The sequence below is a fragment of the Agrobacterium sp. 6Ca8 genome, assembly GCF_055382765.1.
In genome coordinates this window covers 1,992,261-2,004,018 of record NZ_AP026434.1, presented here as the reverse complement: position 1 = coordinate 2,004,018, position 11,758 = coordinate 1,992,261, and the positions used below count along the sequence as shown (strand labels likewise).

Below are 11,758 nucleotides of genomic sequence, written 5' to 3'. Positions count from 1 at the left end.
ATGATTATGCCGTGGCGGACGCGCGCGGAGCCCAACCCTTGAGCCGCTCATTGTCAGCGGTCAGCGGCAGGCGAACGGCCGTGCCTTCCTGTACCGATGTGTAGATTGCGGTTACGAGTTCGATGGACTGCAAGCCGTCCGTAATCGTCACTTCCTTGCCCGCGCGACCCTCCATCGCATTGGCAATCGCCTCGACAAAACCGGTAAAGCCGTTTTCGCCATCTTCTACTGTTGCGAGGACGGCGTCGATCTGGTCCTGCGTGGTCGGCGCCCGCGCCGTAAAGTGCCATTTATCTTCCGCCGGACGATAGGGCAGCGTTCCGCTTTCGGCCGTGAAGCCTTCGAAGCAGAACCGCAGACGGGACGTGTCGTCGGCTGCACCAAGCGTGACCGAGCTGGTGGCGAGCGCGCCGCTCTTCATGCGGAAGCTGATGGCAGCGCAGTCTTCCGTCTCGATCCTGTTCACCCGGGTGTCGGCCATGGCGAAGACCTGTTCCACCGGACCTAGGACATGGCACAGAAGGTCGTGGGCATGGATGGCGTGACCGAGGATCGCGCCGCCGCATTCACCCTTCCAGGTGCCGCGCCAGGGAATGTCGTAGTAGCTCGCGCCACGGTTCCAGTGAACTTCCGAGCTTGCCACATAGGCTTTGCCAGCAAGTCCGGCGTCGATGAGGGCGCGCAGCTGCCGCAGGGCGGGACCAAAACGATACTGGAAAACCGGAAAGACGCGCCGTCCGGTCTTCTTGACAGATTCCATCAGCGCATTTGCTTCCTCCAGCGAACGCACCAGCGGCTTTTCGCAGACCACGTCCTTGCCGGCCGCGTGGGCCTTAAGCATTACGGGGAAATGCAGATGCGGCGGCAGGCAGACGTCTATGAGCGAAATGCTTTCATCGGCGAGGACTTCTTCGAGATCCGCCGTGATGCGGATGGAAGAACCTTCGCCAGCCACCGCCCGTGCCCGCTCCACATCAAGATCGCAGATCGCCTTGACGGTGAAACGTTCCGGCAGCGCCAGATAACCGCTCAGATGCTGTGCGCCAATACCGGCGCCGATAATGGCGACGCCGATCATGCTGCGGTTCCTTCAGCCTTGGCCTGCGCCTGAAGCGAGAGGTCACAAACCTTGAAGACGTGTTCCTGCGTCATGGCAGTTTCCGTGCGGTTGCGTATATCGTCGCATACACGGGCGAAGTAGGGCAGGCCGGCACCGGATGCGTCGATATATTCGCAACGGTCGCCATTGACGAGGATCAGACGGTCTGTGCCCTCGGTGTTGCCGACATCGACGTATTTGCGCAGTTCGATGTAACCTTCGGTACCGAGGATCGTCAGGCGGCCATCACCCCATGTCGGCAGTGCATCGGGTGTGTACCAGTCGACGCGGATATACCCATGGCCCTTGTCGCCTCGCAGCACGACTTCGCCGAAATCCTGCAGGCCCGGATCGCCCGGATTGGCGTAATTGGCAACGGTGGCAGATACGATCTCAACCTCGGTGGAGCCGGTAAAGACCATGAACTGGTCGATCTGGTGGCTGGCAATATCGGTGAGAATGCCGCCATAGGCCTCGCGTTCGAAGAACCATGTCGGGCGGATTTGTCGGTTCAGGCGGTGCGGACCAAGGCCAACCGTCTGGATGACGCGGCCGATGGCACCCTGTGCAACCAGCTCGGCGGCTTTCGTGACGCTCGGGACTTCGAAGCGCTCGGAAAAATCGACGGTCCAGATTCTTTTGGTCTTGGCAACGGTCTGGCGCAGGCGCTCAAGCTGGTCGAACGTGGTGCAGCCCGGCTTGTCGGACATGACGTCCTTGCCCGCTTCCATGGCAGCGATGGCAAGATCGGCACGCTTGGACGGAATGTCGGCAATGATGACGAGATCGATGGTTTGGTCAGCCAGCAAATCCTCCTTGGAGGCAGCACGCGGCACGTCCGGGAAGCGCTTTACGAAACCTTCGACCACGTCCGGCTCGCCTTCCGTCCACCAGCCCGCGAATTGCGCACCGGCATCCAGCATGTTCTGCGCCATGCCGAAAATGTGCCTGTGCTCTATGCCGAGAGCCACGAACTTGATTGGTTTACTCATCCTGCAGTTCCACTTCCTTGCCGGTTTCGGCTGAGTTGATGATCGCGTCGATCAGTCTGTGAGACAAAAGAGCTGCTTCACCGGTGACGACCGGCGGGCGCCCTGAAGAAATGGCGTCGACGAAATCGTCGAAAACGCCCTGATGCCATTCATGCGTGAAAGCCATGGGATCGGCGCCGCTGCCGGTGCCGGAAGCGGCACCACCGAAGGTTTCCTGGCGGCCGTCGCGCCAGTCGACATGCAGCAGGCCGGATGCGAGCCGCAGGCTTGCCTTGTCGAAATGGAGAAGAATGGATTCAGGCGCACCGGGAAAGCTTGCGGTGCTCGCGACGAGCGAGCCGACGGCGCCGTTTTTGAAACGAAGGCCGGCCGATACGTAATCCTCGGTTTCCATCTTGTGAAAACGCGTCGTTGCCGCCATGGCCTGCACGCGGGCCACAGGGCCTGCAAGGCTCAGGGCCAGATCGATCGTGTGGATTGCCTGCGATATCAGAACGCCGCCGCCGTCACGCGCAAGCGTGCCGCGTCCCGGCTCATCATAATAGGCCTGGGTACGCCACCACGGCACCGAAATCTCGCAAAGGCCTAGTTCGCCGAGCGTGCCGGATGCGACCAGTTCGCGTGCCTTTTGCGATGCGGCGCGCATGCGGTGCTGGAAAATGATACCGAGCGTTACACCCGCATCGCGGCAGAGCGCTACCAGATCGGCCGCTTCCCGCGTGTTGCGGGCGACAGGCTTTTCGAGAAGAATGTGTTTGCCGGCTTTTGCAAGCGGACCGACGATATCGGCGCGGGCATTGGGCGGCGTTGCGATGATGGCGAAATCGACATCGCCGTCACGCGCGGCTTCCTCGATTGACGCGTATACGGCAACGTGGTGACCGGTGTGTTTTGCCGCTTCGGCAGCCAGCGCTTTAGCGCGGCCGGAGCCACCGTCGACAATCGCTTTCAGGCGGATTTCTTCAGGGCTTGCCGCACAGGCAAGCACATGCGTCTTCGCTACCATTCCGGCACCAACGATGACGCAGGTCTTGATATTTTGCATTCGGGAGCCTCCTTCCCATGGCCATTCAATTGCATACCGGTATGCCGGTTGTCAACACACCAGTGTTCCGGTATACCGGTTATAGAGAAAGACATTTGGAGAGCGTATGCCAAAGATCCCGATGACAGGCGGCACGGTGCCGATGATGGAACGACTGGATTTCAACCGCCCGGTTGTGGACCAGATCTATTCGGCGCTGAAATCTGCCATCCTTTCGAGGGAGCTGTTTCCGGGCCAAGCCGTGTCGGAAAACGAGATTGGCCAGTCCTTCAACTCCAGCCGCACCCCGGTGCGCGAGGCGTTGAGCCGGCTGCGAGATGACGGTTTGATCGTCACCCTGCCGAGCCGCGGGACCTATGTCTCCAGACTGTCGGACAAAAATATCCGCAGCGCGCAGTTCATTCGTGAGGCGCTGGAGGTTGCCGCTGCCCGCAGGCTCTGCCAGACCGGCATTCCGGCCGAAGCGGACCAGGAAATCCTGCATGCGCTGGAAGGCCAGCGTGTGGCGATGGAGCTTGGCGACAAAAAGGCCTTCCGTATCCATGACGACCAGTTCCACAGCGCCCTTGCCGCCGCAACCGGCCTCGAAAGGCTGGAGACCCTGTTGATCCGGGAAAAGGCTGGGCTAGACCGCCTGCGAGCGCTGGCGATTACCGACGAAGCACACATGGCCAGACTGCTGACGGAGCATGAGGCCGTCTACAATGCAATAAAGGCGCGTGAGGAGGAGAGCGCGGTGGATTATCTGCGCCAGCATCTCCGCCGCGTCCTCGGCATTCTGTCGCAGATCTTCGAAGCACATCAGGAATATTTCGAATAACGCCACGCCGCGCAATTCAACGGTTCAGACAGAAAATGACAACAGCAAATTTCGACAACGCGCCTGCGATCGATCAGGCAGGACTCCTGTGCGACGAAATCAGCATTCTTGCGGAAAGCCCGGTGTGGGACGAAAGACGTCAGGTCCTGTTCTGGTGCGACATTCTTGGCAAGAAGCTACGTTCAGCTGGGCTGGGCGGCGTCCAGTATCGTGAATGGACGTTCCCGGAAACCGTCTCCAGTCTTGGGCTCTGTCAGAGCGGTGATCTGATTGCCGCTTGCGGGATGGATATACTCATCCTCAATCCGGAAAGCGGCGCGCGGCGCACACTTCATTCCATTCCCGCACCTGAAGGCATCGCCTGCCGGCTGAATGACGGACGTGTCGGTCCGGATGGAGCTTTCTGGGTTGGTACCATGCACAATGTCCCGCTCTCGCAGATGCAGCCCCATGGAGAGCTCTGGCGTATTACGAATAACGGGGCCGAACGTATCCAGACCGGACTGACATGTCCCAACGGCCTCGCTTTTTCGCAGGACGGTTCCGTCATGTGGCAAAGCGATTCCGTGCAGAAATGGATACGCAGGCGGAATTTCGACAAAACCAACGGTGTATTTGATGAAGGTGTGCTCGTCGCACAAATGCAGGAAGAGACCGGAAGGCCCGATGGTGGATGTCTTGACATAAGCGGCCGATATTGGAGCGCGGGTGTCTCTGCCGGCGTTTTGAACATTTTCTCGGAAGACGGCAGTCAACAGATCGGGACGGTAAGGATGCCTGTTCCGCATCCAACGATGCCCTGCTTTGGCGGGCCGGATTTCGGCTCGCTTTTCGTGACATCGCACCGCCATAACATGACGCAAGACAGGCTGAGCGAGGTACCTCTTTCCGGTGGCGTTTGGGTCATTCCGTCCGACATCAAGGGCTTTCCCGCATTCCGTTTTGAGGATGGCAGGTGAAGCCCAAATCGTAAGTCTTTGATCTTTGTTGCCCAACGCAAGTGATGGATTTCGGCCAGTCTACGTCAGGCAAATTCGTCCTGTTGATCCTGTAGTCTGGCCGTAATCAGCATCGCTTCCGCATTGGTAGATATTGCGGTCGAGATCAGCGTGTTCCGTGCTTTTCCTGCGAAAGCCGGATGGTGAGGTGCTGCAACAAAATGATGGTCTTGGCGTCGCGAATATCGCCGCGGCCGATCATCTGCATAGCTTCTGGCAGAGCGATTTCCAGCACGTCTATGTCTTCTCCCTCGTCCGCGGAGCCGCCGCCTGTGCCCACTTTGTGGTTCTCGGCATATTCGCCGTAGAAAAAGGCGAGGTATTCGGTGACCGATCCGGGGCTCATATAGATATCGAACAGATGGGTGAGTTCGGAAACCTCATAACCGGTCTCCTCCATCAGTTCCGCACGCATGCGCGCTGCCGGTTCAGCGCCTTCCAGCAGCCCCGCCGGTGTCTCGATCAGCGACTCGAGGCCGCCGTTCAAGAGAACCGGCAAACGGAACTGGCGGGTGAGCAAAACATGGTCGTTTGCGGGGTTGTACAACAGGCATGTCGCTCCGTTGCCGCGATCATAAGCCTCCCGGGTCTGCCGTTGCCAGCTTCCGTCCCTTAGCTGAAGTTCATACTCATATTTGGTCAGTCGTCCCCAATCATCCGCCAATACGCGTTGCGAAATCGGGCGGTAAACACTGCTATTCATCAAATCACCTCGTCATTATCTGTCTTTTCAAAGGCCGTGCAGCCGGCCTTCGACTTGCGTGCGCGTCTCGCCGCCGACCCATATCTGGCCGGTATCATCGCGGGTCAGGTAAATGCGGCCTTTACGGCCAAGACGTGTGCCCTGGGCGGCGACATAGTCTTCCGCGACCACGCCTGTCGCAAACAGCCATTGCGCCAGCGAGGCGTTGAGGCTTCCGGTGACCGGATCCTCGGCGATGGCGCCCAGATGATCGCTGAAGAAGGCGCGAACCTCGAAGGCGGCTTCGCCGCCATTTGCGTGCGGACCAACGACGCCAACGTCAATGCGGCCGGGCCAGCTGCGGACCGGCTCAAGGGCAAGCACCTTCTCAGCCGATGCCAGCCTGATCCCCAACCAGCCGGGGCCATTGTCGATCCATGCGGCATCAACAATGTCGTGGGTCTCTATTCCCAGCAGCTGCCGGGCCTCTTCCAGCTCTGCGGGTGTCGGCGCGCCGGAACGGATAAGGGGCGGAGCGGCAAAGGAAAGTCGACCATGCGCGTGCCGGATCGTGACCAGACCGGCACCGCATTCCTGAACGATGCCCGTTTCGCTTTTGGGCAGGCCGTTTTCGGAAAGCCAGGCATGGCAAGTGCCGAGCGTAGGGTGTCCGGCAAAAGGCATCTCCCGGTCCAGTGAGAATATCCGGACACGGTAATCAGCCTGGGGTGGGTGGGCGGCAGCAGAAACGTGGTTTCGGACAGATTGAACCACCGCGTCAATCGCTGCATGTCATCCGTGGTCAAGGTGTCTGCACCCGTGACGACCGCCAGCGGATTGCCAGAAAGCGGGCCGGAGCCGAATACATCGATCATATGGATAGTAAAGGTCATGGCATCGTTCTTTCAGTTCGGATCGATTGTCGGCGCGGAATGTCTATTGCGTAATCCGTTCCAGCACGCGGCTCAATGCCCGCTTCAATGCGCTCGAACCGCCATTGCCGTCAAAGTCCTGAAGAACCTGCTCATTCAGGCCACCCTTGGTGGCGAATTCGCGGCTGAGATCGGTAAAGTCCGTGTCCTTGCCGGCAAGCAGCGCCACTTCGGAGAGGCCGGCGAAGAGGGGTGCAAGATAGGCGCGGCCCTTTTCTTCCGGCAGGCCGTTTTCGGCCAACCACTCCGTCGTCTGTTGCAGAATGCCGAAATAGGTTGCCATCAGGGCGCTTGCGGCGGCGAGAAGGTCGTATTCCGCCTTTGTTTCACATTCCACCGCATTGCCGAGCACGTTGAAGATCGCGGCGGTATCCGCATCGGAGGGGTAAACGGCCGTGACGCCTTTGCGGCGGGCGACAAAAGGCAGCGGGATCGCCTGGGTCAGGCGCACATCCACGCCGATCCAGTCAAGCAGTGCATGTCGACCGGTTGCGGCAGCGACGCTTATGACTTTCTGCCCCTCGCGAAACCGCAGCGGCCGGATGACGTCCTCGGCGATCTGCGGGCGGATGGCCAGAACGATGGTATCGCAGCCGTCGACAATCGCCTGATTGTCGCTGGAGACGATCACCTGCGGGAAATCGGCGGCAAGCCTGGCCGAGATATCCGCGCTGCGCTGGGATACCATGACATGCGGCACGGCGGCAGGCGTGCTGAGGAGCCCCCGCACCATCGCATCGGTGATAGCGCCGGTTCCGATAAAGCCGATTTTCTGGGGAAGGGACATGATGACTCCATTGCATTGATAGGAAGGAACGATACATCGGTACGGCTGACGCAGGAAGGCAATGAAACAATCTCTAGATTGCCGGGGGCTGGCATATCTGCCGAAGAAATGGCGTGGCAACCGGATCGGCCACCTCACATACCCGTTAAATCTCTCCGAACCAACGGGCTGCTGCCCTTGCGAATTTCTCCTTGTCCGGAGCAGACTCCGTGGCCCAGGCGACGATACCATCGGGGCGCACCAGGACTGTGCTCAAGCCCAATTGATCGATGGCATTGCCGGCGACATAGGAAATCCGGCCGTTCCAGCGGCCTGCCAGCGCTTCAAGCGATGCGTCCACGCTAAAATTCAAAAGCAGACCTTTGCCCTCTCTCAGAAGTTCGCCGGTGCTCCTCCCGTCCGCCAGTGCGAAGTCCGGAACGCTTCAGCCCACCAGCGGATCGTTGCCGCCTAGCTCGTAGCGGAGGGAAATGCCCCATACGCGCTCGGCGAAATATGTCGCGCCGTCGCGGGTCTCGATGAGATCGCGGATGATGGCTTCCAGCGCCCGTGTACTCCGGCTTGGGCGCATCAGTGCGACCTGGGCGCGCGACCAGTCAAGGACCTGTGCACCCACTGGGTGTCGCTCACAGTCACGGCCGATGCTCCCGGAAAGCGGCGGCCAGTGTGCGCAGCGCCTCACGGGATCTGCTGTCGGTAAGGGTCGAGAACATCACGATCTCGGTGGAAGGCAGCGGCGGGAGGCTGAAACGCTGGCTGACCTCGATTGTACCGGGTGGCGCCAGGCGGCAGGAGAATGCCGAAATGGCGAGACCTGCCGAAACGGCCGCGGTCACCATCGATGAGGTGCCGCCAAGAAAGACTTCCGTCCACGCGATGGCGGCGGAATCAAGAGCACGAGCGGCGATGTCACGTACACCGCAGGCGGGCGAAAGCGCTGCCAGTCGCAGCGGCTCGCCCTGACGATGCTCGAATTGCGGGGCTGCGAACCAGCCGAAATGCTCTGGCCCGAGCACTTCGCCATCACGCCTGTCATCCTCGCGCCGGATGATTGCAGCATCGATCTCGCCGCGGTCGAAGGCATCCAGCAACGTGCGGGAATTGTCCATCCGCACTTCTATCGTCAGTCCCGGATCGTGCGCGTTGAGCCGCGCCAGCAGCGTTGGCACTTCCGGCCCGGCAACATGGGCGGCGATGCCAAGGCCAAAGCGTCGGCGCGTGGAAAAAAGCCCTGCCATGGCGCGATCGTGCGCGGCAAGGAATTCGCGGGCTGGTGTTAGAAACACGGCGCCTTGCGCGGAAAGCCGCACCGAACGCGGCGTCCGCTCAAGAAGCCGCTGGCCGAGCCGGTCTTCCAGTCGCTTGAGCTTGACGCTGATGGCACCCTGCGTGGTTCCGAGCGTTTCGGCAGCGCGGGTGAAGCTCTGCAGATCGGCGATGGTGACGAAAGCCTGAACGGCATCCACATCCAGAGTGGTCACTTTAATCATCCAAATTTGTTGTCTCTGAAATATCCAAGCATCCAATTCAGTTATGGTCAAGCTTTCACTAATTTGCCTTGGACTCTGCAAAACACGGATCGAAGCGTGCATGTCTTCTGATGCTTCAGTCCGAACCACGAAAGGCTGAAGAATGACCCTTGCCGTTACCGCCCCAACCCGGAGTAGAAGTACCATTGCGCTCGCTGCCGTCTGTCTCTCCGCTCTGATGTTCGGGCTGGAAATCTCCAGCGTGCCGGCGATCCTGCCGACGCTCGAGCAGGTGCTGCACGCGGATTTCCGGCAGCTGCAGTGGATCATGAACGCCTATACGATCGGCGTGACGATGGTGCTGATGGCAACCGGCGCGTTGGCCGACCGCTTCGGTCGCAAACGCGTCTTCATCGCGACCATCGTCGCTTTCGCCATTTCCTCCCTCGCCTGCGGCATGACTGAAAGCGTGGCGGTGCTGATCGGCGCACGCTTCCTTCAGGGACTAAGCGGTGGAGCGATGCTGGTATGCCAGATCGCCATTCTGTCACATCAGTTCCGCACGGCCCGCGAGCGTGGAATGGCTTTCGGCTGGTGGGGTATTGTCTCCGGCGTCGGGCTGGGTTTCGGGCCGATCATCGGCGGAGCCATCGTTGCGCTGTGGAGCTGGGAGTGGGTATTCCTCGTTCACGTGGCCCTCGGCATCCTGACACTGTTCCTTGCCGCAAGCGGTGTGGAAGAATCGCGTGATCCGGATGCGACCCGTCTTGATCTTGCCGGTATCGCCACACTTTCGGTTGCCGTGTTCTGCCTTGCGTTTTTCATCACCCAAGGACCGGAACTCGGCTTTGCCAGTTCAAAGGCACTTCTGATCCTTGGTCTATCAGTCGCGAGTTTTATCGCCTTCGTGATCGTCGAAAAGCTCACTCCAAGGCCGATGTTCGATTTCTCCGTATTTCGCATCCGGCCATTTTCCGGCGCGATTATCGGCTCGGCGGCGATGAACATCAGCTTCTGGCCGTTCATGATCTATCTGCCGATCTGGTTTCAGGCGGGCCTTGGTTATGACAGCGTCACCGCCGGTCTCGGTCTGCTTGCCTATACGCTGCCAGCGCTGGTCGTACCGCCGTTGGCCGAGCGTCTGTCGCTGCGTTATCAACCCCGTCTTGTCGTCCCGGCCGGGCTGTTCACCATCGGTCTCGGTTTCATGCTGATGAAACTTGGCAGCAGTGTCGCAGATGCGAGCTGGCTCACCATGCTGCCCGGCTGCATCCTGTCCGGTGTCGGGCTTGGCCTCACCAACACGCCGGTCACCAATACGACAACCGGTGCCGTTCCCGCTGCCCGTTCCGGCATGGCCTCCGGCATCGACATGAGCGCGCGAATGATCTCGCTTGCCATCAACATCCCGATCATGGGCTTCATTCTGGTTGAGGGCGTCTGGTCGTCGCTTAGGGCCAACCTGCCGTCCGGCGCGGATTTGCCCGCCCTGCGTTCGCTCGCGGAGAAGATCGCGGCGGGAACCGCGGGATCGTCGGTGGAGCGTGTTTCGGATGCACTCGTCCATCAGGCACTCGCGGACGGTTTCGGTCTGGTCATGCTTTATGCTGGCATCAGTGTCTGGTTGCTCGCCGCTCTGAGCTTTGTGGTTTTCGGCCCGGCGCGAAAGCTTGCCCACGGTTAGTGGTGCCCGGGCGCTGGGACGATAGTCAGGCGGATTTCAGGATTTGCAGTCCTGCCGAAGGTTGGGCGGCCGCAGTCTCCTCGCGGCTCCAGCGGCCAAAGGCGGAGCGCCCCAAAATCGCAATCGACGTATCCTCCTGCGGCGCATGGACGAGCACCGTCTGGATGTCGCGGAAATGTCGTTCGAGGCCCAGTTCGCTACCAAGACCTGGATTGCCGATGCCGCGCACTGCGATCTCGACGGCATCACGCAGCTGCCGGCCGGCAAGCAGCCTTGCCCTGATGAATCCTTCCGCATCGCCATTGTTGTTTTCGAGCGTGCCGAAAATGATCTGGCGGGCGCCGGAGACCAGAAGATCGATTTCGCCTGAAAGCGTTATGAAACGTTCCGTGCGGGCGATGGGATGGCCGAGATTGGCCGGCACACGCTCATGCGCGAAGCGGATGAACTTGGCCTGAGCGGCTTCTGCTACGCCGAGGTAAAGCGCTGTCAAAGCCAGCGTGAGTGCCGCATGCGCCCGGTTGTCCTGCTGGGCGACCGATGGATCGACGAGGTCGATGACGTTTTCCGCCGGGATTTCGACATTGGCATATTCGACATCGTGCGATCCCGTAGCGCGCATGCCGAGGCTCTGCCAGTTCTCGATGACCTTGATGCCCGGCAACCCGTTCGGCACCACGAATGTTCCCACCCGCGCCGGCGTTTCGTCAGTATGCGCCCAGACAAGGAAATGCGTGAGACCATATGCGCCCGTCACGAAGCGTTTTCGGCCCGTGATAGACCAGCCATTGTTTGTCCGGCGGGCGAGCGTCGCGGGCAGGCCACCGCGCGCCGGCGACCCCAGCTCCGGCTCGACACGCGCGGCATTGAGCAGCAACGGCCGTTGTTTGGCGTCCATCAGAAGCCGCCGGTAGAGATCTTCGGGCCAGTGGTTTTTCGCGGCCTGGGCGAGATGGGTAAAGATCGTCATGGCGCTGATCAGCGCCACGGAAGGATCGCCCCGGCCAAGTGCCGCGAGAATGTGGGCGGTATCGGCAAGCGTCGCTCCTTGGCCGCCATAACGTGTCGCAACCGTGCTTTCGAGGAGGCCGCTTTCGTGAACGGCACGGATACCCGTCCAGGGAAACTGGCCAGTCTGGTCCGCATCCGGTGCGGCCTGTTCAAGGATGCGAGCGGTTGCGTCTAGGACAGTTGGGTCATGAGACATGCGTGGTCGAGGCTCTCTGGCTGTGGGGAATACCATTTCCCCA

10 protein-coding genes and 2 pseudogenes are annotated in these 11,758 nt (G+C 60.4%); 3 read left to right on the top strand and 9 right to left on the bottom strand.

Annotation, left to right across the window (positions count from 1 at the left end; genetic code table 11):
* Positions 1-4: 4 nt before the first annotated feature.
* Genes ACZ5A6_RS23285 through ACZ5A6_RS23275 form a run of 3 tightly spaced genes read right to left on the bottom strand, consistent with a single transcriptional unit; the run spans position 5 to position 3,136 of the window.
* A complete protein-coding gene (locus tag ACZ5A6_RS23285) occupies positions 5-1,078 on the bottom strand; it encodes a Gfo/Idh/MocA family protein (RefSeq protein ID WP_013761991.1) in 1,074 nt (357 codons plus the stop codon).
* The gene (locus tag ACZ5A6_RS23280) at positions 1,075-2,091 is read right to left on the bottom strand and encodes a Gfo/Idh/MocA family protein (protein WP_112290697.1); all 1,017 of its coding nucleotides are present in this window, start codon (positions 2,089-2,091) and stop codon (positions 1,075-1,077) included. Before ACZ5A6_RS23280 ends, ACZ5A6_RS23285 begins: the two co-directional genes overlap by 4 nt.
* Positions 2,084-3,136: a Gfo/Idh/MocA family protein gene (locus ACZ5A6_RS23275; protein WP_112290700.1), complete on the bottom strand. Its 1,053-nt coding sequence runs from the start codon at positions 3,134-3,136 to the stop codon at positions 2,084-2,086. Before ACZ5A6_RS23275 ends, ACZ5A6_RS23280 begins: the two co-directional genes overlap by 8 nt.
* A 106-nt stretch (positions 3,137-3,242) precedes the next feature.
* Between ACZ5A6_RS23275 and ACZ5A6_RS23270 the strand changes: the two genes are divergently transcribed.
* Both ACZ5A6_RS23270 and ACZ5A6_RS23265 read left to right on the top strand, forming a co-directional pair.
* Positions 3,243-3,956, top strand: a complete 714-nt coding sequence (locus ACZ5A6_RS23270; RefSeq protein ID WP_003518055.1) for a GntR family transcriptional regulator — start codon at positions 3,243-3,245, stop codon at positions 3,954-3,956.
* Positions 3,957-3,991: 35 nt separating this feature from the next.
* Positions 3,992-4,915, top strand: a complete 924-nt coding sequence (locus ACZ5A6_RS23265; RefSeq protein WP_162696521.1) for an SMP-30/gluconolactonase/LRE family protein — start codon at positions 3,992-3,994, stop codon at positions 4,913-4,915.
* Positions 4,916-5,060: 145 nt separating this feature from the next.
* Here ACZ5A6_RS23265 and ACZ5A6_RS23260 read toward each other — a convergent pair whose 3' ends face one another.
* The 5 genes and pseudogenes from ACZ5A6_RS23260 to ACZ5A6_RS23240 all read right to left on the bottom strand — a co-directional run bounded on the left by ACZ5A6_RS23260 (position 5,061) and on the right by ACZ5A6_RS23240 (position 8,845).
* Positions 5,061-5,657 carry an NUDIX domain-containing protein gene (locus tag ACZ5A6_RS23260; RefSeq protein ID WP_065663190.1) on the bottom strand — a complete coding sequence of 199 codons (597 nt, stop codon included), beginning with the start codon at positions 5,655-5,657 and terminating at the stop codon, positions 5,061-5,063.
* A gap of 27 nt (positions 5,658-5,684) precedes the next feature.
* Positions 5,685-6,529: pseudogene (locus tag ACZ5A6_RS23255) on the bottom strand (PhzF family phenazine biosynthesis protein).
* 43 nt (positions 6,530-6,572) lie between these two features.
* Positions 6,573-7,355, bottom strand: coding sequence for a pyrroline-5-carboxylate reductase (locus tag ACZ5A6_RS23250; RefSeq protein WP_112290702.1), 783 nt, complete (start codon positions 7,353-7,355; stop codon positions 6,573-6,575).
* A 145-nt stretch (positions 7,356-7,500) separates the two neighbouring features.
* Positions 7,501-7,986 (bottom strand): annotated as a pseudogene (locus tag ACZ5A6_RS23245) (aromatic-ring hydroxylase C-terminal domain-containing protein); the annotation flags it as partial.
* Position 7,987: 1 nt separating this feature from the next.
* The gene (locus ACZ5A6_RS23240) at positions 7,988-8,845 is read right to left on the bottom strand and encodes a LysR family transcriptional regulator (protein WP_003518061.1); all 858 of its coding nucleotides are present in this window, start codon (positions 8,843-8,845) and stop codon (positions 7,988-7,990) included.
* Between the two features lie 142 nt (positions 8,846-8,987).
* On the opposite strand from ACZ5A6_RS23240, the gene ACZ5A6_RS23235 reads away from it, so the two are divergent.
* Complete coding sequence (locus ACZ5A6_RS23235; RefSeq protein ID WP_025595262.1) at positions 8,988-10,508, top strand: MFS transporter; 1,521 nt, start codon at positions 8,988-8,990, stop codon at positions 10,506-10,508.
* Between the two features lie 25 nt (positions 10,509-10,533).
* Here the strand turns inward: ACZ5A6_RS23235 and ACZ5A6_RS23230 are convergent, their stop codons facing one another.
* Positions 10,534-11,715: an acyl-CoA dehydrogenase family protein gene (locus ACZ5A6_RS23230; protein ID WP_025595261.1), complete on the bottom strand. Its 1,182-nt coding sequence runs from the start codon at positions 11,713-11,715 to the stop codon at positions 10,534-10,536.
* Positions 11,716-11,758 lie beyond the last annotated feature (43 nt).

Bases quoted from the DNA above. Each gene is read 5' to 3' on its own strand.
- ACZ5A6_RS23270 (WP_003518055.1), top strand. From the start codon at position 3,243: ATGCCAAAGATCCCGATGACAGGCGGCACGGTGCCGATGATGGAACGA.
- ACZ5A6_RS23250 (WP_112290702.1), bottom strand. From the start codon at position 7,355: ATGTCCCTTCCCCAGAAAATCGGCTTTATCGGAACCGGCGCTATCACC.
- ACZ5A6_RS23240 (WP_003518061.1), bottom strand. From the start codon at position 8,845: ATGATTAAAGTGACCACTCTGGATGTGGATGCCGTTCAGGCTTTCGTC.
- ACZ5A6_RS23265 (WP_162696521.1), top strand. From the start codon at position 3,992: ATGACAACAGCAAATTTCGACAACGCGCCTGCGATCGATCAGGCAGGA.
- ACZ5A6_RS23275 (WP_112290700.1), bottom strand. From the start codon at position 3,136: ATGCAAAATATCAAGACCTGCGTCATCGTTGGTGCCGGAATGGTAGCG.
- ACZ5A6_RS23235 (WP_025595262.1), top strand. From the start codon at position 8,988: ATGACCCTTGCCGTTACCGCCCCAACCCGGAGTAGAAGTACCATTGCG.
- ACZ5A6_RS23230 (WP_025595261.1), bottom strand. From the start codon at position 11,715: ATGTCTCATGACCCAACTGTCCTAGACGCAACCGCTCGCATCCTTGAA.
- ACZ5A6_RS23285 (WP_013761991.1), bottom strand. From the start codon at position 1,078: ATGATCGGCGTCGCCATTATCGGCGCCGGTATTGGCGCACAGCATCTG.
- ACZ5A6_RS23260 (WP_065663190.1), bottom strand. From the start codon at position 5,657: ATGAATAGCAGTGTTTACCGCCCGATTTCGCAACGCGTATTGGCGGAT.
- ACZ5A6_RS23280 (WP_112290697.1), bottom strand. From the start codon at position 2,091: ATGAGTAAACCAATCAAGTTCGTGGCTCTCGGCATAGAGCACAGGCAC.